This window comes from Pseudaquabacterium terrae, assembly GCF_013266755.1.
In the GTDB taxonomy this organism is placed as follows: domain Bacteria; phylum Pseudomonadota; class Gammaproteobacteria; order Burkholderiales; family Burkholderiaceae_C; genus Pseudaquabacterium; species Pseudaquabacterium terrae.
On the sequence record NZ_JABRWJ010000008.1, the window covers coordinates 264257 to 285782 of the forward strand.

General features: G+C 70.6%; 21 protein-coding genes. 9 read left to right on the plus strand and 12 right to left on the minus strand.

Annotation, left to right across the window (positions count from 1 at the left end):
• The first annotated feature begins 34 nt into the window (after positions 1-34).
• Positions 35-1936, plus strand: coding sequence for a PhoX family protein (locus HLB44_RS25805; RefSeq protein ID WP_173129440.1), 1902 nt, complete (start codon positions 35-37; stop codon positions 1934-1936).
• Here HLB44_RS25805 and HLB44_RS25810 read toward each other — a convergent pair.
• Genes HLB44_RS25810 through HLB44_RS25830 form a run of 5 tightly spaced genes read right to left on the minus strand, consistent with a single transcriptional unit; the run spans position 1933 to position 5764 of the window.
• Positions 1933-2337, minus strand: a complete 405-nt coding sequence (locus HLB44_RS25810) for a hypothetical protein (protein ID WP_173129443.1) — start codon at positions 2335-2337, stop codon at positions 1933-1935. The two genes, HLB44_RS25805 and HLB44_RS25810, sit on opposite strands and share 4 nt — an antisense overlap.
• 53 nt (positions 2338-2390) lie before the next feature.
• Positions 2391-3218 carry a MurR/RpiR family transcriptional regulator gene (locus HLB44_RS25815; protein WP_173129446.1) on the minus strand — a complete coding sequence of 276 codons (828 nt, stop codon included), beginning with the start codon at positions 3216-3218 and terminating at the stop codon, positions 2391-2393.
• A gap of 31 nt (positions 3219-3249) precedes the next feature.
• Positions 3250-4254, minus strand: coding sequence for a phosphate/phosphite/phosphonate ABC transporter substrate-binding protein (gene phnD, locus HLB44_RS25820; protein WP_173129449.1), 1005 nt, complete (start codon positions 4252-4254; stop codon positions 3250-3252).
• Positions 4251-4646 carry a phosphomannose isomerase type II C-terminal cupin domain gene (locus tag HLB44_RS25825; RefSeq protein ID WP_173129452.1) on the minus strand — a complete coding sequence of 132 codons (396 nt, stop codon included), beginning with the start codon at positions 4644-4646 and terminating at the stop codon, positions 4251-4253. Before HLB44_RS25825 ends, phnD begins: the two co-directional genes overlap by 4 nt.
• A gap of 14 nt (positions 4647-4660) precedes the next feature.
• Positions 4661-5764, minus strand: coding sequence for a porin (locus HLB44_RS25830; RefSeq protein WP_173129455.1), 1104 nt, complete (start codon positions 5762-5764; stop codon positions 4661-4663).
• A gap of 208 nt (positions 5765-5972) precedes the next feature.
• Between HLB44_RS25830 and HLB44_RS25835 the strand changes: the two genes are divergently transcribed.
• The 7 genes from HLB44_RS25835 (at position 5973) to HLB44_RS25865 (ending at position 14923) form a co-directional block, all read left to right on the plus strand.
• Positions 5973-6665 (plus strand): response regulator transcription factor, encoded by a 693-nt coding sequence (locus HLB44_RS25835; protein WP_173129458.1) that lies wholly within the window; start codon positions 5973-5975, stop codon positions 6663-6665.
• Positions 6662-8041, plus strand: a complete 1380-nt coding sequence (locus tag HLB44_RS25840) for a sensor histidine kinase (protein WP_343051553.1) — start codon at positions 6662-6664, stop codon at positions 8039-8041. The genes HLB44_RS25835 and HLB44_RS25840 overlap by 4 nt, the downstream gene beginning before the upstream one ends.
• Positions 8042-8150: 109 nt before the next feature.
• Entirely contained in the window at positions 8151-9188 is a 1038-nt protein-coding gene (locus HLB44_RS25845) for an ABC transporter substrate-binding protein (RefSeq protein ID WP_173129461.1), read from the plus strand.
• Between the two features lie 36 nt (positions 9189-9224).
• The gene (locus HLB44_RS25850; RefSeq protein WP_173129464.1) at positions 9225-11429 is read left to right on the plus strand and encodes an ABC transporter permease; all 2205 of its coding nucleotides are present in this window, start codon (positions 9225-9227) and stop codon (positions 11427-11429) included.
• Positions 11430-11460: 31 nt separating this feature from the next.
• Positions 11461-12504: an ABC transporter ATP-binding protein gene (locus tag HLB44_RS25855; protein ID WP_173129467.1), complete on the plus strand. Its 1044-nt coding sequence runs from the start codon at positions 11461-11463 to the stop codon at positions 12502-12504.
• Between the two features lie 18 nt (positions 12505-12522).
• A complete protein-coding gene (locus HLB44_RS25860; RefSeq protein ID WP_173129470.1) occupies positions 12523-14079 on the plus strand; it encodes a methyl-accepting chemotaxis protein in 1557 nt (518 codons plus the stop codon).
• Positions 14080-14128: 49 nt separating this feature from the next.
• The gene (locus HLB44_RS25865; protein ID WP_173129473.1) at positions 14129-14923 is read left to right on the plus strand and encodes a sensor histidine kinase; all 795 of its coding nucleotides are present in this window, start codon (positions 14129-14131) and stop codon (positions 14921-14923) included.
• Here HLB44_RS25865 and ilvB read toward each other — a convergent pair.
• Entirely contained in the window at positions 14902-16656 is a 1755-nt protein-coding gene (gene ilvB / locus HLB44_RS25870) for a biosynthetic-type acetolactate synthase large subunit (protein WP_173129475.1), read from the minus strand. The genes HLB44_RS25865 and ilvB overlap by 22 nt on opposite strands.
• Before the next feature lie 116 nt (positions 16657-16772).
• Between ilvB and HLB44_RS25875 the strand changes: the two genes are divergently transcribed.
• Complete coding sequence (locus tag HLB44_RS25875) at positions 16773-17228, plus strand: Lrp/AsnC family transcriptional regulator (protein WP_173129988.1); 456 nt, start codon at positions 16773-16775, stop codon at positions 17226-17228.
• A gap of 34 nt (positions 17229-17262) precedes the next feature.
• Here the strand turns inward: HLB44_RS25875 and HLB44_RS25880 are convergent, their stop codons facing one another.
• The 6 genes from HLB44_RS25880 to HLB44_RS25905 form a co-directional block, all read right to left on the minus strand.
• On the minus strand, positions 17263-17610 hold the full coding sequence (locus HLB44_RS25880) for a protein tyrosine phosphatase family protein (protein ID WP_173129478.1): 348 nt from the start codon (positions 17608-17610) through the stop codon (positions 17263-17265).
• Between the two features lie 11 nt (positions 17611-17621).
• Positions 17622-18068, minus strand: a complete 447-nt coding sequence (locus HLB44_RS25885) for a GatB/YqeY domain-containing protein (RefSeq protein WP_173129481.1) — start codon at positions 18066-18068, stop codon at positions 17622-17624.
• 72 nt (positions 18069-18140) lie between these two features.
• Positions 18141-18353, minus strand: coding sequence for a 30S ribosomal protein S21 (gene rpsU, locus HLB44_RS25890; RefSeq protein WP_012346814.1), 213 nt, complete (start codon positions 18351-18353; stop codon positions 18141-18143).
• 142 nt (positions 18354-18495) lie between these two features.
• A complete protein-coding gene (locus HLB44_RS25895; protein ID WP_173129484.1) occupies positions 18496-19776 on the minus strand; it encodes a BaiN/RdsA family NAD(P)/FAD-dependent oxidoreductase in 1281 nt (426 codons plus the stop codon).
• 103 nt (positions 19777-19879) lie between these two features.
• On the minus strand, positions 19880-20950 hold the full coding sequence (locus HLB44_RS25900; RefSeq protein ID WP_173129487.1) for an extracellular catalytic domain type 1 short-chain-length polyhydroxyalkanoate depolymerase: 1071 nt from the start codon (positions 20948-20950) through the stop codon (positions 19880-19882).
• Between the two features lie 111 nt (positions 20951-21061).
• The gene (locus tag HLB44_RS25905) at positions 21062-21508 is read right to left on the minus strand and encodes a PaaI family thioesterase (protein ID WP_173129490.1); all 447 of its coding nucleotides are present in this window, start codon (positions 21506-21508) and stop codon (positions 21062-21064) included.
• Between the last annotated feature and the right edge of the window lie 18 nt (positions 21509-21526).

Genomic DNA, 21526 nt, shown 5'->3' on the forward strand with positions numbered 1-21526 from the left:
CGGGTTCCCCGCCACCCCCTTCGGATCACCCGCCATGGCCAAGGACTTCGAGACGATGGAGGACAGCAACCGCTCCTCCAATCCCAGCATTCACGACCTGTCCGACCCCGCGCGCCGCCGCGTGCTGCAGGGCGGCCTCGGGCTGCTGTCCGGCGGCCTGCTGGCATCGCTCGGCGGCTGCGCCAGCCCGGGCAGCGAAGGCGGACCGCTGCTCGGTTTCAAGAGCGTGCCGCTGTCGTCGGCCGATGCGATCCAGGTGCCCGAGGGGTACGCGAGCCAGGTGCTGATGCCTTGGGGCGAGCCGGTCGGCATCGCCGGCGCGATGCCGGCCTTCAAGCCCGACGCCAGCAACTCCGGCGCCGAGCAGGAGCTGCAGATGGGCATGCACCACGACGGCCTGCACTACTACGCGCTCGACGGCGCGCGGCGCGGGCTGCTGGTGATGAACCACGAATACGTCGACAACGGCCTGCTGTTCGCTGACGGCGAAAAGACGTGGAACGCCGACAAGGTGCGCAAGGCGCAGGCCGCGCACGGCGTCTCGGTGACCGAGATCACGCAGCAGGCCGACGGCCAGTGGCAGGCGGTGCGGCCCTCGCGCCATGCGCGGCGCTTCACCGCAGCGACGCCGATGGCGGTGCAGGGGCCCGCTGCCGGCCATGCGCTGATGAAGACTGCCGCCGACCCGGCCGGCCGCCGCGTGCTCGGCACGCTGAACAACTGCGCCAGCGGCAAGACGCCGTGGGGCACCTACCTGACCGGCGAGGAGAACTGGGCCTACTACTTCGCCCTCGACGGCGACCCGGACAATGCGCACCACAAGCGCTGGGGCCTGCGCAAGGGTAAGGGCACGCGCTGGCACGAGCACGACGAGCGCTTCGATGCCGGCAAGCATCCGAACGAGCCGAACCGCTTCGGCTGGATCGTCGAGATCGATCCCTTCGATCCGGCGTCGACGCCGGTCAAGCGCACCGCCGTCGGCCGCGCCGCGCACGAAGGCGCGACCGTTGCGTTGACGAAGGACGGCCGCGCGGTCGTCTACTCGGGCGAGGACGCGCGCTTCGAGTACCTCTACAAGTTCGTCAGCAAGGAGCGCATGAAGCCGGGCGGCGGCGCGGCCAATGCGACGCTGCTCGACGAGGGCGTACTGCATGTCGCGCGCTTCGACGCCGACGGCCGCGGCCGCTGGTTGCCGCTGGTGCACGGCCAGGGCCCGCTGACGGCGGCCAACGGCTTCGCCGACCAGGGCGAGGTGGTGATCAAGGCGCGCCAGGCGTCGGACGCGCTCGGTGCGACCAAGCTCGACCGGCCGGAGTGGGTGGCGCTGGACCAGAACACGCGCGAGGTCTATTGCGCGCTGACCAACAACAGCCGGCGCGGCGGCGACAAGGACCCCGGCACCGATGCCGCGAACCCGCGCGCCAACAACACGATGGGCCACGTGCTGCGCTGGAAGGAAGCCGGTGACTTCGACGGCGAGACCTTCGAATGGACCCACTTCGTGCTCGCCGGCGATCCGGCCAACGAACGCGCCGAGGCCAAGGGCAACGTGCGCGGCGACATCTTCGGCTGCCCCGACGGGCTGTGGGTCGATGCGCGCGGCGTGCTGTGGATCGGCACCGACATGTCCTCGTCGGTGATGGGCAAGGGCGAGTTCGCGCGCCTGGGCAACAACATGCTGCTCGCCGCCGACCCGCGCTCGGGCGAAGTGCGCCGCTTCCTGACCGGACCGGTCGGCTGCGAGATCACCGGCAGCACGATGACGCCCGATGGCCGCACGCTGTTCATCAACATCCAGCACCCGGGCGAGACGCCGTCGGAGATCAGCGATCCGGCGAATCCGATGCGCTTCTCGCGCTGGCCCGATGGCGTCGGCCGGCCGAGGTCGGCGACGGTGGTGATCCGCAAGCGCGATGGCGGCGTGATCGGCACCTAAGCGCCAACTGCCAGCCTCTCCAGCGCCAGCAGGTGCACGAGCGACAGCCCGCGCACGGCGCGCCAGGCGCAGCCGGCGGCGCGGTGCGGCGGCGGGCCGGCGAGTGCTGCCAGCATCGCTTCGTCGGCGCCGCGCATGGGCGTCAGCAGGTACGACGGCGGGCCGTGCTCGCAAATCCACAAGCGATGCAGCGCGCGCAATGCCGGTGCATCGAGCACCTCGGCCGCCAGCAGGATCGCGCGCGTGCCTGCCGCCGCGGGCCACCAGCGGCCGCCGGCGAGCTGCGCCTCGCTGGCGAGGCGCAGCCGATCGCCCGCCGGCAGCGCGCTGCGCACGCTGCGCGCCAGCGAGCGGCCCCGATCGACCAGCACGACATCCATGCGGCCGATGATCGGGAGCACCGCCGCTGCGTGCCAGCGTGGAAGCGCGTGCTTGGCGCGACAGCGATTTGAAATCAGCGCTGTTTGCGGACACGGGCTGCCCGGCGCGTCGCCTTCGCCGCCCGCGTGCTGGCCAGCGCCAGCGTCAGCAGGTCGAGCAGCGCCAGCTGGGCCAGCTGCGCGGTGCCCGGCGTCAGCGCATCGCCGCTGTCGGGCACGTCCAGGCACAGCGCGACGTCGACCAGCCGCACCAGCGGCGCGGCACTGCTCGTCAGCGCGATCACCGCGACGCCTCGGCCGCGTACTTCGGACGTCATCTCGGATAGCCCCGGCGCCTGGCCGCTGTGCGAGATCACCAGCAGCACGTCGCCGGTGCCGAGCTGCGCCGCGGCCAGCGCCTGCAGCGACGGCTCGGCGGCTGCCGAGACCTGCAGCTGCAGCCGCAGCAGCCGGCGCCGCGCATCGTCGGCCACCGACGCGGCGTTGCCGTAGCCGAAGCACAGCACCTGGCGCCCGCCGTCGAGCAGCGCCACCGCGCGCGCCAGCGCCGCGCGATCGAGCTGCTCGCGCACCTGGGCCAGCGCGGCGATCGAGAAGTCGAACAGCCCGCGGGTCAGCGCATCCAGGTCGGCGCTGGCGGCCAGCGTCGCCAGCGTCACCGGTGGGCGGCTCGCGGGGCGCTGCGCGATCTCCTGCGCCAGCTTGAGCCGGAAGTGGTCGTAGCCGGCGCAGCCGAGCGAGCGTGCGAAGCGCACCAGCGTCGGCTGGCTGACGCCGATCTGCCGCGCCAGCGTGCGCGTGTCCTGCTCGAGCGCCTGCGTGGGGTGCGCGATCACCCAGTCGCCGACCGCGCGTTCGGCGGTCGACAGCTGCGCGAGCTGGGTCTGGATGCGGTTCAGCATCGACCCATTGTGAGGCCGATGTGAGGCTGATTCAGCGCAGGCTCGGTTCCTGTTTCAAGCGCAACTCCAGCCGCGACGCGCGCTGGCTGATGTCGGCGATGCGCGCGAGCTTGTCGGCCGGGGCCAGCGCGGCATCGTTGTTGACCCGCTGCCAGGCGGCGAACATCTCGATGTCGGCGACGGTGATCAGCTGCCGGTTGCGCGACTTGCGAAAGCCCGACAGGTCGTTGACGCCGCGCAGGATCGCGCGCTCGGCGGCATCACGCTGGCCGAACTCGACCACCGCCTGCTGGATGCGCTGGCGCAGCGGCGCCGGCAGCGCCAGGCGCCAGACCAGCGGCGAATGCGGGATGTCGGGCGAATGCCAGATCACGCGCAGCGCGCGGCCGAGCGCCGGCTGCTCGGCGGTGAAGAAGTGAAGCTCGACGTCGTTGGCGGTCGCGATGTCGACCTCGCGCAGCGCCGCCATGCGCAGGTTCGCGCGGTGGCTGCCGTGGCGCACTTCGCGGTACAGCGTGCGCGGGTCGTTGATGCCACGCTTGACGAAGGCGTAGTACAGCGGCACCAGGTGGCCCGAGGTGCTCTTCGGGTCGCCGTCGCCGAAGATCAGCCTGCGTTCGGGTTGCTGCGCATGGTCGAGCGACTCGATGCCGCTGTCTTTGTGCGTCACGAGGATCGAGCGGTAGCCGGTGCGCCCGTCGCCGGTCAGCATCTGCGCGAAGACCTCGCCGCTGCCGTTCTCGACGATCTCCAGCGCCGTCGTGTTGCCGACCCAGGCCAGGTCGAGGCGGCCCGCGCGCAGGCCGTCGATGACCTCCTGCGGGCGGTTCGCGATCCACGGCTTGATGGCCCGGCCGAGATGGCGCGACAGCGCCTGCAGGAAGGGGTTCCACGCGGCGAGCACCTTGTCGGGCTCGCGCGGCGTGATCAGGCCGAAGGTCAGCGCGTCCGGTGCTGCCGGCTGTGCACGCGGCACGCGCGGCGCGAGCGCCGCCGCGGCCAGCAGCGCCAGCGCAGCGCGCCGCTGCGGCGTCATGACGCCGCCCCGGGCAGGTGGCGGCCGTAGTCGTCCGCGGCGCGTTCGATGTCGTCCTCGCGCAGTCCGCTGCCGGTCTGGATCTCGATCAGCGTCAGCGGCCCTTGGCCGATGTTCGCCAGCCGGTGCCAGGCGCCGAGCGGCACGTTGATCGAGTCTCCCGGGCCCAGCGTGCACGGCGTGCCGTCGACCTCGACCTCGGCCAGGCCGTCGATCACGAACCAGTGCTCGTGGCGCAAGCGGTGGCGCTGCAGCGACAGCCGGGCGCCGGGCTGCACATCGAGCCGCTTGAGCTTGATCGCCGGCCGTTCGGCCAGGACTTCGAAACTTCCCCAGGGCCGCTGTTCGGCTTCGTCGAGGTGGGCAGCGGCCGGCAGATCGGTCGGCGACATGATGAGCTCCTTGCTCAGAAGTCGATGCACAGTCCGACGACGACGCCGGAGGGGTCGGCGCCGCGATCCGCGGCGGCGACGGTCAGCGGATTGACGCCGAAGCGGTAGTTGGCGTTGGCCTGGTTGCGCACTTGCGTCCAGTAGGCGTAGACCTGCGCGCCCTTGAACACGGTGTGCTCGTAGCCGACGGTGAACTGCGTCGCGCCGGTGTGGCGGCCGACCACCAGCGTCGTGCCGTCGGCGCCGGCGATGCTGGCGCTGGCGGGGGCCGTGCCGCTGACGTCGGCGGCGCGGCCGTAGCGCAGGTTGATCACGCCGTTGCCTACGGGCAAGCCGGCGGTGACGGTGGCGTAGTGGCGTTTCAGCCGGCCGGTGGGCAGCTTGAACTCGAGCCGGTTGAAGCCGGCGCCGACATTGACAACGCCGAAGTCGTGATTGAGGCCGATCCGCCAGCCGCGGTCGTCGTGACCGATGACGTTGAAGTTGCGGTGCTGTTCATGGGCCAGCGCGGCCTTGAACTTGCCGGCTTCGTATTGGGCCGACAGGCTCAGCAGCTTGCGCTGCTCGCCCGAGCGGCGGTCCTCGTTGTCGAGGCCGTACTGCAGCGCGCCGCGCAGGCCGTTGAAGCGCGGCGAGTCGTAGCGCAGCGAATTGTTCTGGCGCCGGCCGAAGCCATTGTTCGAGCCGCCGAGCACGGCGATCGAGCCGTCGTCCTGGATGCCGGTGCCCTTGAAGCGGTCAGTCAGGCCGCCCAGGTCCTTGAACGGCGTGTCCATCTTGCCGATGCGCAGCTTGCCGAGGCCGCCCTCGACACCGGCGAAGGTGTCGCGGCCGGCCAGCGTGTCGCCGCCGGCGTCCCAGCTGACGCCGGACTCGAGCTGCACGAACCAGGTCAGCCCCTGGTGCTCCTTCGCGTAGCGGATGCCGAAGCGCGACGAGTTGCTCGAGGCGCGCTGGTTGCCACCGAAGACGTCGGCGGCGGGCGTGCCGCCAAGGCTGATCTTCTCGAAATCGATGTTCGCTCTGCCGTACAGCGTGACCTGCGCCTGGGCGGCGCCGGCCAGCAGGCCGAGCGGCAGCAGCCAGGGCAGGCAGCGGCGGGCGGGAATCGGATTCATCGTGTCTCCTGGGTGTGTTGGGGGCGCCCTCAATGTATCTGTGATACATATAAATATTCAACGACGTATCAACCCGGTCTGATCGCGACATCGAACTGAAAGGCGGCACGCGCGTGCCGTGCGCCGCCGCTGCCTGTCAGCTCGCTTTCGATCCCGCGTGGTGCTTGTCCCCTGGTGGCGGCCGCGGCCCGCTGGCACGATGACCGGCATGAAATTGCTGCTGGTCGAGGACGATTTCGATCTGTCCGGCGTGTTGAGCCGCAGCCTGCTGCAGCGCGGCTACGAGGTGCTGTGCTGCGCCGACGGCATCGAAGCGCTGGCGCTGCTGCGCAAGCGGCCGTTCGACGTCGTCGTGCTCGACCTGACGCTGCCGAACCTCGATGGCCTGGAGTTGCTGCGCCGCCTGCGCGACGACGGCAAGCGCACGCCGGTGCTGGTGCTGACGGCGCGCGGCGCGGTCGGCGAGCGCATCGTCGGGCTGAATGCCGGCGCCGACGACTACCTCGCGAAGCCCTTCGACCTCGACGAGCTGTTCGCCCGCCTGCAGGCGCTGACGCGCCGCCTCGGCCACGACGGCGACCTGCGCTGCGGCCTGCTGCGCTACGAAGCCGCCAGTGGCGCCTTCTATTGCCAGGCCTGCCCGCTGGAGCTGTCACCGCGCGAGGCGGAGCTGTTGAAGTCGCTGATGGCCTCGGTCGACCGCGTGGTGCCGAAGGAAGACCTGCGCACCGCCGTCTTCGGCGGCGATGACGCGGTGCAGGCCGATGCGGTCGAGGTGCTGGTGCACCGGCTGCGCAAGAAGCTGGTGGCGACCAAGGTCGAGATCCTGACGCTGCGCGGTGTCGGCTACCTGTTGTGCGACGACGCGAGCCAGGCCGTCGCGCAACGAGGGTCGAGGTGAGGCGATGGGCCGCACGATGGCTGTTCGCCGGCTCCTTGCGCCGCTTCCTGATGCTGTGGCTGCTGGGCGGCCTGGCGCTGGTGGTCGCGGCGGTCACGTTGTGGCAGGCGCTGCAGCTGCAGGACAGGCTTGCGCTGGCGCAGGACGAGCAACTCGCGGTGGCCCTCGCGGCGCTGACCCAATCGGTGATCGATCAGCGCACCTTGCTGATCGATGCGCCGGCCTACCTGGCCGCGCAACCCGCCGAGGGGCTGCGTCGCGTCACCTTCCGGGTCAGTGCGATGAACGGTGACTGGCTCGCCGGCGACCAGGGCCTGCCCGCCTGCCCGTGGGCCACATCACTGCCCGGCAGCGGCACGCCCGAGCGCTACGTCGCGCAGCTGCGCGGCACGCTGATGCGCGTCGCCGCGGCGCAGCGCCACGTCAGCGGCGAGCGCGGCGGGACGCCGGTGGTCGTGCAGGCGGCCGCGCCGATGGCCGAGCGCTGGCCCGGCTGGCCCTTGTTGTGGGACACGCTGAAGCCGCTGTACGCAGCCGCCGCGGCGATGGTGGTGGTGGTGTGGATGGGCGTCGGCATGGCACTGGCCTGGATCAACCGCGCCCGTGCCGCGCTCGACCAGCCGGCCGAAACGCCGTCGTCCGGCTACGACGGCCCGGCCGAGCTCGCGCCGCTGGTCGAACGCGTGCAGGTGCTGTACCGCGCCGAGCACCAGTGGGTCGACGAGCAGCGCCGCTTCCTCGCCGATGCCTCGCACCAGCTGCGCACGCCGATGGCGGTGCTGCGCACGCAGCTGCAGGCGGCAATGGCCGGCGACACGCCGGCCGCCGAGGTGCTGCCGCAGATGCTGCACACCGTCGATCGCGCCGCCGGCCTGGCCGATCAGTTGCTGAGCCTGACCAAGCTCGAGCAGTTGAAGCGCCGCGGCGAGCTGCAGCCGGTGGACCTGCGCCAGGTCGCGCGCGATGTCGTGCTGGAGGTCGCGCCGCTGATCGCCGCCAAGCGCATCGACTTCACGCTCGACGAGGCCGGCTTCCATGTGCCGGGCGACGCCACGATGCTGGGCGAGCTGGTCCGCAACCTGCTGGCCAATGCGATCCACCATGCGCCGGCCGGTGGCCGCGTCGGTATCGTGTTACGACAGGGCGCGCAGCGGCTCGAGCTGATCGTCTGGGACGAGGGCCCGGGCATCGACGATGCGGTGATGCCGCGCCTGTTCCACCCTTTTGCCGCGACGCGCGGCGGCATCGGACTCGGGCTGTCGATCTGCCGGCAGATCGCCGGCTCGATGGACGCCAGCGTCGAGCTCTACAACCGCACCGAGGCCGGCAAGGTCATCGGCGTCGATGCGGTGGTCGCCTGGGGCCAGGGGCCCTGAGGCCGCCGATCTTCGCCCGTCTTTCCCGGCCAGCAGTTCCCGCCAGCCGGCGGCCGCTTCGATGGCCGCCCAGCACCGCCTTTTCCCGCTCTCACTGGAGACAAGCACGATGAGAACCCTTCCAGCCCTTGGCGCCGCGGCGCTGGCCGTTTCACTGGCCATTCATGCCGCACCGGCCGCCGCGCAGGACGCCGGCTCGCTGAACCTCATCTGCTCGGTGCAGGACGAGTGGTGCACGCTGCTCAGCACCACCTTCTCGAAGACCTCCGGCATCAAGGTCAACATGGTCAAGCGCGGCAGCGGCGAGGCGCTGGCGCAGCTGATTGCCGAGCGTGCCAATCCGAAGCTCGATGTCTGGTTCGGCGGCACCGGCGACCCGCACCTGCAGGCCGCCGAGCTGGATCTGACGGTCGAGTACAAGTCACCGTCGTTGCCGCAGCTGCACGGCTGGGCGCAGGCGCAGGCCGAGCAGGCGGGCTGGCGCACGGTCGGCGTCTATTCGGGGCCGCTCGGCTTCGGCTACAACACGGAGCTGCTGGCCAAGCGCAAGCTCACTGCGCCCAAGTGCTGGAAGGACTTGCTCGATGCGTCGCTGAAGGGCGAGATCCAGGTCGCCAACCCGAACAGCTCCGGCACCGCGTACACGATGGTCGCGACGCTGGTGCAGCTGATGGGCGAGGACAAGGCCTTCGAGTACATGAAGGGGCTGCACCGCAACGTCAGCCAGTACACACGCTCGGGCACCGGGCCGATCAAGGCGGTGGCGCGCGGCGAGACCACGGTGTCGATCAGCTTCGTGCACGACGCGCCGGGCGAGCAGATGCAGGGTTTCCCGATCGCCACCGCGACGCCCTGCGAGGGCACCGGCGCCGAGATCGGCTCGATGTCGATCGTCAAGGGCTCGCGCAACCTGGCCAATGCGAAGAAGTTCTATGAATGGGCGCTGACGCCAGGCGCGCAGCAGTTCGCCGCCGCCGCCAAGTCGTTCCAGCTGCCGTCGAACAAGACCACCGCGCTGGACAGCCGCATCCCCGACTTCAAGAAGATCAAGTTCATCGCCTACGACTACGCGAAGTACGGCAAGACGGCCGAGCGCAAGCGGTTGATCGAGCGCTGGGAGCGTGATGTCAATTCGATGCCGCGCTGAAGGGTTCCGCACTGACCGAAAACGAGTGATCGTGTGATGAACCTGAAGACCTCTCTTCCCGACAACCTGCCGAAGAACCTGCCGATCGCCGCGTGGGCGCTGTTCGGCCTGGCCGGCTTCGTGCTGCTGCCCTGGCACGCGATGCCGGACGGCGTGTTCGCGCTGCGCGGTGTCGGCGAGCTGATCGGCGGGCATGACAGCTCGTCGGCGCTGGCGCAGGCGCTGCTGCACCACCGGCCCTGGCTGCTGGTCGCGGCGCTGGCCTTGGCGCTGGCGCTGGTCAACGCGGCCCGTGTGCCGTCGCGCACGCAAGGACGCTGGCTGATGGCCGCCGGCTTCGGCGGCGCCGCCTGGCTGCTGGTGCAGGGCTTCGTGATCGGCAGCGGCGCACCGGTGCTCGACACCGGCGCGCTGCGGCCGGCGCAGCCGGGTTTCGGCCTGGGCGCGACGCTGGTGCTGGCGGCGCTGCTGGTTCTCGGCGCTTTCGGCGTCGCGCGGCGCGGCGCCTTCCGCGGTGACCTCTTCGTGGCCGCGGTCGTCGTCGGCGCGGGCGGGCTGCTCCTGCTGTTCGTCGCCTACCCGGTGCTGAAGGCGCTGCTCGGCGCCTTCCTCGACGATGCCGGGCGCTTGAGCCTGCAGGCCGCCTGGCAGCGCGTGGCCACCGAGCGCATCTGGAGCCTGGCGTGCCTTGCCGGTGGCTCGCGCTGCGGCGTGGCTTGGAACACGCTGTTGCTGGCGCTGCTGACCGGTGCCGGGACCACCGTGCTCGGCACGCTGATGGCGCTGATCGAGGACCGCAGCGAATCCCGCTGGCGCCGCGTCCTTCGCGTGTTGGCACCGCTGCCGATCATCACGCCGCCCTTCGTCGTCGGCCTCGGGCTGATCCTGCTGTTCGGCCGCGCGGGCCTCGTCAACCAGTTCCTCGAGTGGGCGTTCGGCATCCCGCCGGGCCGCTGGTTCTACGGACCCTTCGGCGTCTGGCTGGCGCAGATGTTCGCCTTCACGCCGATCGCGTTCATGATCATGCGCGGCGTCGTGCAGGGCGTCAGCCCTTCGCTCGAGGAAGCCTCGCTGACCTTGCGCGCCGACACCTCGCGCACCTTCTGGCAGGTCACCTTCCCGCTGATCCGGCCCGGGCTGGCGAATGCATTCCTGGTCGGCTTCATCGAGAGCATCGCCGACTTCGGCAACCCGATCGTCGTCGGCGGGCAGTTCTCGGTGCTGTCGACCGAGATCTTCTTCGCCATCGTCGGCGCGCAGTACGACCAGGGCCGCGCCGCGACGCTGGCCTGGGTGCTGACGCTGTTCGCGCTCGGCGTCTTCGCGCTGCAGCGCGGGGTGCTCGGCCGCAAGCAGTACACGACGGTTTCCGGCAAGGGCGACGCCGGCGTGCCGATGCCGCTGCCCGCGCGGCTGCGCCGCGTGGCGCTGGCGGTCTCGGTGCCGTGGCTCACGTTCACGCTGGTGGTCTACCTGTTCGCCTTCAGCGGCGGCTTCGTCAAGACCTGGGGCCGCGACTACACGGTGACGCTGGCGCACTTCCAGTCGGCCTTCGGCTGGAGCTTCGCGCAGGGCGCACTGCAGCTCGACGGCGTGGCGTGGCAATCGATGTGGAACACCGTGCGCCTGGCCGCCGCTGCCGCGCCGATGACCGCCGCGATCGGCCTGCTGATCGCCTGGGTGCTCGCGCGCACGCAGTTCCGCGGCCAGGGCCTCTTCGAGTTCTCGGCGCTGCTGGCCTTCGCGATCCCCGGCACGGTGCTCGGCGTCAGCTACATCCTGGCCTTCAACGTGCCGCCCTTCGAGCTCACCGGCACCGGGCTGATCATCGTGATGTGCTTCATGTTCCGCAACCTGCCGGTGGGCGTGCGCGCCGGCGCGGCGGCCTTCAAGCAGCTCGACAAGTCGCTCGACGAGGCCTCGCTGATGCTCAAGGCCAGCACGGCGCGCACGCTGTGGAACGTGGTGCTGCCGCTGCTCAAGCCGGCGGTCGCCGCGTCGCTGGTCTACAGCTTCGTGCGCAGCATGACCACCGTGTCGGCGGTGATCTTCCTCGTCACCGCCGAAACCGAGCTGGCGACGACTTTCATCATCGGCCGCGTCGGCCAGGGGGACTACGGCGTCGCGCTGGCCTACAGCACGGTGCTGATCGTGCTGATGGCGCTGGCCACTGCGCTGATCCAGTGGGTCGTCGGCGATCGGCAGCTCGGCCGGCGCGGCATGGCCGTGGCCGCCGCATGACATTCATGACCACAAGACAAGGACGCTCACGATGAACGGTATCGAGTTCCACGCGGTCAGCAAGCGCTATGGCGTGGCCGCCGATGCACCGCTGGTTGTCGACCACGTCAGCTTCGCCGTGCCGCGCGGCACGCTGACGACGATCCTCGGCCCGTCGGGCTGCGGCAAGACGACCACCTTGCGGCTGATCGCCGGGCTGGAAAGCCCGAGCGGTGGCCGCATCCTGATCGACGGCCAGGACGTCACGACGCTGGGCCCGGCCGAGCGCAACGTCAGCCTGGTGTTCCAGAGCTACGCGCTGTTCCCGCACATGAACGTGGTGGCCAACGTCAGCTACGGGCTGCGCATGTCGGGCCTGGCGGCGGCGGAGGCGCGCACGCGGGCCCGCGCGATGCTCGACACGGTGGGCCTGAGCGGCCTCGACGAGCGCATGCCCAGCGAGCTGTCCGGCGGCCAGCAGCAGCGCGTGGCGCTGGCGCGGGCGCTGGCGCTGGAGCCGGCGGTGCTGTTGTTCGACGAGCCGCTGTCGAACCTGGATGCGCGGCTGCGGCGCTCGATGCGCGAGGAGATCCGCGCGCTGCAGCAGCGGCTGAAACTCACGGTGGCCTACGTGACGCACGACCAGAGCGAGGCGCTGGCGGTCAGCGACCAGATCATCGTGATGAATCGCGGCGTCATCGCACAGGCCGGCTCGCCGGCCGAGCTGTACGAGGCGCCGGCCTCGGAGTTCGTCGCCGGCTTCATGGGCGAGGCCATGCTGTTCGACGGCGAGTGCGACGGCGGCGGCTGCACGCGGCTGGGGCCGCTGGCGCTCGACGCCGCACCGGCGCTGGCGGCCGGCAAGGTGAAGGTGGCCGTGCGGCCGGAAGCCTGGGCGATCGCCCCGGCGAGCCAGGCCGGGCTGCCGGCGCGGCTGCTCAAGCGCACCTACCTCGGCAGCATCATGGAATACACCTTCGCGACGACGCTGGGCGAGATCTTCGTGATCTCGCCGGAGGTGCGCGAGCCGCTGGCGCTCGGCGCCCCGGTCAGCCTCGGTCTGACCGGGCATGGCGTCTCGGTGGTGCCGGCATAGCGTTTTAAAGGAGCGGCCATGGAATCACTGCGCAGGATCTCGATCCGCAGCCGCGTCAACGCGGCGATGGGGTTGACGGCGTTGACGCTGGGCCTGCTGGGCGGCGGCGGCTGGCTGGCCGTCAGCCGCGCGCAGCAGGATTTCGCCGGCTTCGCGCAGCGCCACCTGCCGCTGGTGGTGGCGGTGAACCAGGCGCGCGAGGCGCTGGGGCAGCTGCATGCCTTCGACGAGACCGACGTCGCGATCAACTACTCGATGCCCGACCTGGCGCAGCGCTCGGCCGAGCAGGGTCTGGCGCTGCTGGCGCGTGCCGAGGCGCCACTGCGCGCGCTGACGGCGGCCGACCAGGCTGAAGCCGTCGAGCGGGCGCGCCAGCTGCTGGCCGCGTACCGCGCCCAGGTCGAGCCGGTGTTCAAGGCCGCCGGCGCCGGCCAGTTGCCGTCGACCGCGGCTGGCAAGCGCGCGCTCGAAGGGGCCAAGCAGCGCATCGCCGAGGCCGAAACGCTGCTCGGTGCGCTCGGCCAGCAGCTCGACGGAGCGACACATGCGCTGGCCGACGGCATCGCCGCGCGCAACGCGGCGAGCAGCCGCGCGCTGGCGGTGCTGGCGCTGCTGGCCTTGGCGCTGCTGCTGCCGCTGATGTGGGCGACGCTGCGCTCGATCCTGCAGCCACTGGTGCGCTCGCGCGAGGTCGCGGCGCGCATCGCGCGTGGCGAGCTGTCGGTCGACATCCACGACAGCGGCCGCGACGAGACCGCCGCGCTGATGCGCACGCTCGGCGAGATGCAGCAGAGCCTGCGCGACATGGTCAGCGGCATCCGCGCGACGGCCGGCTTCGTCGCCAGTGCGTCCAATGAAATCGCCGCCGGCAACCTCGACCTGTCGCAGCGCACCGAGACCACCGCCGCCGGCCTGGAAGCGGCGGCCAGCGGCATGGCCGTATTGAACGGCCAGCTGATGGACAGCGCGCGCAACGCGCAGCAGGCCGGGCAACTGGCGGTGCAAGCGGCCGAGGCGACGGCCAGCGGGGGCCAGCGCGTGCTGGCGGTGGCCGAGCTGATGGGCGGCATCGCGACGTCGTCCAGGCGCATTGCCGAGATCGTCGACGTCGTCGACGGCATCGCGCGCCGCACCAACATCCTGGCGCTGAACGCCGGCGTCGAAGCCGCGCGTGCGGGCGACCAGGGGCGCGGCTTCGCGGTCGTCGCGCAGGAGGTGCGCACGCTCTCGCTGCGCGTTGGCGAATCGGCGCAGCAGATCAAGGCGCTGGTCGACCAGGCGGCGCATCAGGTGCAGCAGGGCACCCACCAGTCGCAGCAAGCCGGGCAGACGATGGACCAGGTGGTGCACACCGCGCGGGCGGTGTCCGGCGCGATGCGCGGCGTGGCCGAGTCGGTCTCCGGCCAGAGCCGCGAGATGGCGCGTGTCAACGACGCGGTGATGCAGCTGGACAAGCTGACGCAGCAGAACTCGGCGCTGGTCGAGCAGACGGCGGCCGCGGCCGGCGGGCTGCGCGACCAGGCGCAGCGGCTGGAGGCGTTGGTCGGCGCGTTCAAGCTGCCGGCGGATGCGTAGACGGACATAGCGATTGATGGGAGCGGCCATGCATGAAGGAGCCTGTGCGATGGCAAACCCCGAGATGCGCGGCGACGTTGCGACGGATGCTGCGCTGGAACAGGCGGTCGCCTGCCGCACCGCCGAGCTGCAGCGCGCCAATCACGAGCTCGAGGCCTTCGCGCGTCAGCTGGCCCACGAGCTGCGCACGCCGATCGGCCAGCTGGCCGGCATCGCGCAGCTGCTGCTGCAGCGGCTCGACGACGGGCCGCTGGTCGACAGCCGGCGCTGGCTCGAGCTGCAGCTGCAGACGGCGCAGCAGATGGGCGAGACGGTGCAGACGCTGCTCGAGCTGGCGCGCGGCAGCCAGGGCACGCGGGCGCTGGTCGAGATCGACCTGAGTGCGCTGTGCCGCACGCTGGTGCAGGAGCTGCCGGCGCTGCCGCGGCGTGCGCCGGTGCGCTGGTTCATCGCGCCGGGCATGCGCGTGCGCGGCGCACCCTCGCTGGTGGTGCTGCTGATGCGCAACCTGCTGTCCAACGCGGCGAAATACACCGCCGAGGTCGACGCGCCCTGCGTCAGCGTCAGTGCGCGGCCGGGCGGGCAGGGCGCCGGGCTGCAGGTGTGCATCACCGACAACGGCGCCGGCTTCGACGAAGCGGCGGCCGGTGCGATGTTCCAGCCCTTCGTGCGCCTGCATGCGGCCGAGCGCTTCGCCGGCACCGGCCTCGGGCTGTCGATCGCGCGCCGCATCGTCGAGTGGCACCAGGGCTGGATCCGCGCGCACGGCCGCGTCGACCGCGGCGCGTGCTTCGAGTTCCAGTTCGGTGCCGGCGCGTCGAGTCAGCCGACAGGCTCGACGTAGCGCCGGTCCTTGCCCAGCAAAACCTCGTGGTGCCCGGCGCCGGCCGGAATCATCGGGAAGCAGTTTTCAGCCTGTGCGACCTGCACGTCGAGCAGGAATGGGCCCGGCGCGGCCAGGCACTCGGCGAGGCCCGCGTCGAGCTCGCTGCGCTGTTCGATGCGCCGCGCCTGCCAGCCGAAGGCGCGCGCGAGGGCAGGGAAGTCCGGCAGCGCTTCCATGTAACTGTGGCTGTAGCGGCCGCCATGGATCAGCTCCTGCCACTGCCGCACCATGCCCATCGCGCCGTTGTTCGACAGCACCAGCTTGACCGGCAGCCGGTGCTGCACGGCGGTGCTCAGCTCCTGGATGTTCATCAGCACCGAGGCGTCGCCGCTGACGCAGACGACGGTCTTCGCCGGATGCGCGACCTGCGCGCCGATCGCCGCCGGCAGGCCGTAACCCATCGTGCCGGCACCGCCCGAGGTGAGCCAGCGCCGCGGTGCGTCGAAGTGCAGGTGCTGCGCGGCCCACATCTGGTGCTGGCCGACGTCGGTGGCGACGATGGCATCGCGGCCGGCGAGCGCCTGGCGCAGCTGCACCATCAGCGCCTGCGGGGCGATGGCCGCGTCGCTGTCGTGATAGGACAGCGATCGTTCGGCGCGCCAGCGCTGGATGCGCTGCCACCAGTGACCGCGCGCTGCCGGCCGGCGCTCGCCGCGCGCAGCGAGCAATCGTCGCAGGCTCGAGCCGGCGTCGCCCAGCAGGGCCAGGTCGGCCCGCACCACCTTGCCGATCGAGCTCGGATCGATGTCGAGGTGGATGAAACGCGCGCCGGGGCAGAAGGCGGCGAGCCGTCCGGTGACCCGGTCGTCGAAGCGTGCACCGACGCAGACCACCAGGTCGGCCTCGTGCATCGCGAGGTTCGCTTCGAGCGTGCCATGCATGCCCAGCATGCCGACGAAGCGCGGGTCCGAAGCCGGGAAGGCGCCGAGGCCGAGCAGCGTCAGCGTGCACGGCGCATCGGCCCAGCGTACGAGCTCGGTGAAGGCCGCGCAAGCCGCGGGCCCGGCGCCGATCAGGCCGCCGCCGCCGTAGAACACCGGGCGTTCGGCGTGGGTGATCCAGTCGAGCGCGCGTTCGACGTCGGCTGCGGCCAGCACGGGCGCCGGCTCGGGCACCGCCCGCCGCACGGTCGAGGCGGCGAGCGAGGTCGCGGGCGCGACCGGTGCCAACTGCAGGTCCTTCGGAAAGTCGATCAGCACCGGCCCCGGCCGCCCGCCGGCGGCGATCGCAAAGGCCTGGCGCAGGCGCGGCGCGATCTCGGCCGTCGAGCGCAGCCGATGGTTCCAGCGCGTCACCGGGCGCGACAGGCCGAGCGCATCGCATTCCTGGAACGCGTCGGTGCCGATCGCCGCCGTCGCGACCTGGCCGCTGATCACGACCACCGGCACCGAATCGCACAGCGCATCGAGCAGCCCGGTGACGGTGTTGCTCATGCCCGGCCCGGAGGTCACCAGCACGACGCCGACCCGTCCGGTCGAGCGCGCGTAACCCTCGGCGGCATGCACGGCGGCCTGCTCGTGCCGCACCAGCACGTGGCGCAGGCGCGGTTCGTCGACCAGCGCGTCGTACAGCGGCAGCACGGCGCCGCCCGGATAGCCGAACAGCGTATCGACGCCGAGCTCGACCAGCGTGCGCAGCAGGCGCCGGGCGCCGTTCTCGAGCAGGACTTCGGGGGCGGTGGGCGCATTCATGGCGCCACTGTGCCGGCGCGGCTTCGGAAAGTGCTTTCGAATGTGCTGCCGCTTATCATCGGCGCAGAAAATCCTTCTGCAGAATCAAGGAAGGCGCGATGAAAGGCGAAATCAAGCTGGACAAGCTGGACCGCGACATCCTGGCCGTGCTGCAGACCGATGCGCGCATCAGCCTGCAGGAGCTCAGCAAGCGCGTGGGCCTGAGCAGCTCGCCGTGCTGGACCCGCATCCGGCGCATGGAAGAGTCCGGTGTGATCGAGGGCTACACGGTGCGGGTGAATCCGCAGGCGGTGAACCTGGCTGAAACGGTGATCGTGCAGGTCACGCTGGACAGCCACAGCGACGAGGCGCTGTTCGCCTTCGGCCGCGCACTGGCTGACATTCCGGAGGTGCTGGAGGCGCTGCTGGTCTCCGGCGACTACGACTACATCCTGCGCATCGCCGTCAGCGACACGCGCGACTACGAGCGGCTGTTGCGTGAGCGGCTGTACAAGATCCCCGGGCTGCGCCACAGCAAGTCGAGCTTCGTGCTGCGCAGCCTGAAGCAGAGCCCGCTGCCGCTGCACCGATAGGCGCAACAGCCAGCGGGCTCGGTGGCGGCGGGCGTCAGCCCCGCGTCGCGGAAAGGTACAGCTTCGTCGAGCGCGCGCCCGAGCGGCAGAAGGCCAGCACCGGGCCCGGCAGCTGTTCCAGCAGCTCGGCCATCTGCGCGATCTCTTCGGGCGACTGGTAGGCGCCGTTGACTGGCAGGTAGCGGTACTCGAGGCCGGCGGCCTCGGCGGCGGCCTGCACGCTGGCGTTGGTCGGCTGGTGCGGGCCTTCCTCGAAGTCCGGCCGGTTGTTGATCACGCTCTTGAAGCCGAGCTTCGCCAGATCGGCCATCGCCTCGGGGGTCAGCTGCGGCGCGACGCAGAAATCGGGCGCCACCTGGCGAATCAGTTGGGAGGTTTGCATGGCGCGAAAGCTTACTTGCTGAGTGCGGCCTTGACCGCGGCGGAGACGACACCCATGTCTGCATTGCCGGCGAAACGCGCCTTCGCGGCGCCCATCACCTTGCCCATGTCGCCGGGGCCGGCGGCACCGAGCTCGGTCACCAGTGCGGCGACGGCGGCCTGCACCTCTTCGGTCGACAGGCGCGCCGGCAGGTAGGCCTGCAGCACGGCGAGCTCGGCGCTCTCCTTGGCGACCAGGTCCTCGCGGCCGCCGGCCTGGAACGCGGTGATCGAGTCCTTGCGCTGCTTGATCAGCTTGTCGACGATGCCGACGATTGCGACATCGTCGAGCACGATGCGCTCGTCGACCTCGCGCTGCTTGATCGCGGCGAGCAGCATGCGGATCGTCGACAGACGATCGGCGTCTTTCGCGCGCATCGCCGTCTTCATGTCTTCGGTGATCTGGTCTTTCAGGCTCATGGGGTGGGCTCCAGAAATGCAAACGCCCGCTGCGGCGTCCCGCGCGGGCGTGTGGTCAGCAGCGGAAGAGGCTCAGTAGAGCTTCTTCGGAAGCTGCATGCTGCGAACGCGCTTGTAGTGGCGCTTCACGGCAGCCGCCTTCTTGCGCTTGCGCTCGGCGGTGGGCTTTTCGTAAAACTCGCGTGCGCGGAGTTCGGTCAGCAGGCCCAGCTTCTCGATCGTGCGCTTGAAGCGGCGCAGTGCGACATCGAACGGTTCGTTTTCCTTGACGCGAATCGTGGTCATTTAGTGCATGGATCCTAAGAAAGTGCGCTCGGTGTTCCCGCTGCGGCCGAGTCCTTCTCTTCGAAGGGTTCCATCACGCGGCCGCGTGATGGTCGGCATTCCAGGGGAATCGACGCGCGGTTTGCTAGCAAAGACAGCGATTCTACTGCGAAATTTTCGCGGGAGCCAAACCGAGCGCGCAAGCGGCGGCAGATGCCCAGGCCCACTGGAAGTTGTAGCCGCCGAGCCAGCCGGTCACGTCGACCACCTCGCCGATGAAGAACAAGCCCGGCTGGCGCTTGCTGGCCATCGTGCGCGAATCGAGCTCGCGGGTGTCGACGCCGCCCGCGGTGACCTCGGCCTTGCGGAAGCCTTCGGTGCCGTCGGGGGTGATGGTCCAGCGCGACAGGCCCTGCGCGAGGCGCTCCAGATCCCGATCGCGCAGCTCGGGCATCGCCCGCTCGGCCGGCAGCCCGTGGCTGTCCAGCCAGGCACTGGCCAGGCGCTGCGGCAACCAGGTCGCGAGCTCGTTGCCGAGCTGGCGCCGCGAGCTCAGCTTGGCCTCGCGCAGCCGCGCGGCCAGGTCGGCGCCGGCGCCGAGGTCGATGCGCAGCGCGTCGCCGGGGCGCCAGAAGCTCGAAATCTGCAGCACCGCCGGGCCGCTCAGGCCGCGGTGCGTGAACAGCAAGTCCTCGACGAAACGTGCACCGGTGTCGCGGCCGCGGGCCGCGACGGGCCCGCGTTGCCTGCCTTGTCCGGTCTCGATCGCCACTTCCAGCGACACCCCCGCCAGCGGCACGAACGGCGCCCAGGCCGCCGCATCGAAAGTCAGCGGCACCAGCGCCGGCCGCGGCTCGATCAGCTTGTGGCCGAACTGCTTGGCGATACGGTAGCCGAAGTCGGTGGCGCCGATTTTCGGGATCGACAGCCCGCCGGTGGCGATCACCACCTGGCGGGTCTTCAGCGGGCCGGCATCGCTGTCGAGCTCGAAGCCGCCGTCGATCGCGCGCACGGCGCGCACCGCGCAGGGCTGGCGGCGCTCGACGCCGCCGGAGTCACATTCGCTGACCAGCATGTGAATGATCTGCTCGCTCGAGCCGTCGCAGAACAGCTGCCCGCGGTGCTTCTCGTGGAACGAGATGCCGTGGCGCCGGACCAGCGCGATGAAGTCGGCCGCCGTGTAGCGTGCCAGCGCAGAACGGCAGAAGTCAGGATTCGAGGAGAGAAAGTTCGCCGGACCGGCGTCGCGGTTGGTGAAGTTGCAGCGGCCGCCGCCCGAGATGCGGATTTTTTCGGCGAGCTTCTCGGCATGGTCGAGCAGCAGCACCTTCAGTCCGCGCTGCCCGGCCAGCGCCGCGCAGAACAAGCCGGCCGCGCCGGCACCGATGACGATGGTGTCCCAGCGGGCGGAGGTTGGGGGCAAGGGCTCGGCGGGTGTCGGCATGGCTCGGCAAAGGGCGCCGATTATCCGCAGCGGCCGGATCGTGATGCCGGCGCGGGCGACTGCGAATCTTCGCAGTCGACATGCGATCCCGCCGGATGCGGGTCTAGCCCCTGGCCTCGCGCGCGAGGAAGAAACGCACGATCTGCGCTGACGCGTCGGGTCCCGTCGGATCGGTGTACGAGCCCTGGCCGGACCCGCCGAACCACGCGTGCGAGCCGCCGTGCACCACCCATTCCTCGACCATCGCTTGACCCGCAGGATCGCGGAACTCGGTGGTCGTGCAGCGTCTGCCGCCCGCTGCGGCTTCCGACCGAACGACGCGCTTCAACGCGCGGCCGTCTTGCTCGAACGCCGCCACGGACTGTCGGACGATGCTCGCGCCGTTGGCCTGCGTGACGGTCGCATCCGAATCGCCGTGAAAGACGATCGTCCGCACGCAGGGGGCCTCGTTTCGGGCCGGGCGAGCCGCGGCAGCGCGTCCTTGCATGGCTGCGAAGGCCGACGGCAGGTCATGCGCCGCGCCCACCGGCAGGCCCGAGTGCGCGGCCACGGCGGTGAAGATCTCCGGGTAGGCGCGGCCGAGGATCACGGCCATCGCAGCGCCGGCCGACAGCCCGGCGACGTAGACCTGCCCCTGCTTCACCGCGTGGCTGCCGGCGATCTCGCCGACCATGCCGGCGATCAGCGAAGGTTCCACGCCGGCGCGTGTCTGTTGTGCGCTCTCGAACCAGTTCCAGCAGTTCGATCCGTTGGCGCGCTGCTCCTGCGCGGGGTAGGCGACGAGAAAGCCGTGGTGCTCCGCCAGCCGATTCATGCGCGTGCCGGCGGCAAAGTCATCGGGGCTCTGCTTGCAGCCATGCAGCATGACGATCAGCGGCATCGGCGACCCGTCGTAGCCCGACGGCAGGTAGAGCTTGTAGCGGAGGTTGCCGTGCCGGCTCGAATGGCAGAGCGAGATGAACTGGCCGACGTCGGTGTACTCGGCCGGGCGCGCGCGGGAGGGCGCGGGAGCCGGTGGACGCTCGGTCGGGGAGCTGACCTTGGCCGTCAGGCCCGCGGCGGCCAGGGCCCTGTCGATCGTCGCTCTGACGCCGCTGGTAGCCGGCGTATCACGCTTCAGCCCGGCCGACTCCAGCGCGCGGTCAATCGTGTCAACGATGTTGTCGAAACCCATGGGAGGGGCTCCAAAATGCTGCAGTGCAGCAATCATGCGCCGATTCCGATGGGCAGGGGCAACTTTCGCTGTAGGAGAAACGCCTATTCGACGCGTGTGGGTCGCACGGAGTCACCCGCCTGCCCGTCCGGCGGGCGGGATCGAATAGGTGCCGACGACATGAGCGACCGGCTCGTCGAGACCCTCGGAATACAGGGCCACCTCGCCGACTGCGAGCGAGCGGCCGACCTTCATCAAGCTGCAGATGCCGACGATCGCACGATCGGCCGGCGGCTTGCGCATGAAGTTGATGCTCAAGCTCGTCGTCACCGCCAGCGGAACGATGCCGATCTCGCCGAGGATGGCGACGTAGAGCGCAACGTCCGCCACCGCCATCAGCACCGGGCCCGAGACGGTGCCGCCCGGTCGCAACTCTTGCGGCCCGACCGGATGCCGCACCGTCGCCGCGCGGCCACCGATCGATTCGACGGTGACCTTCGTCTGCGGAAACTCCGCGGCCAGGAAGGCCGCGACGGCCTCGCGGCTCGGGGTGTTGCTTTCGGCAGTCGAGGAACTCATGGCTCAAGCAAGATACCA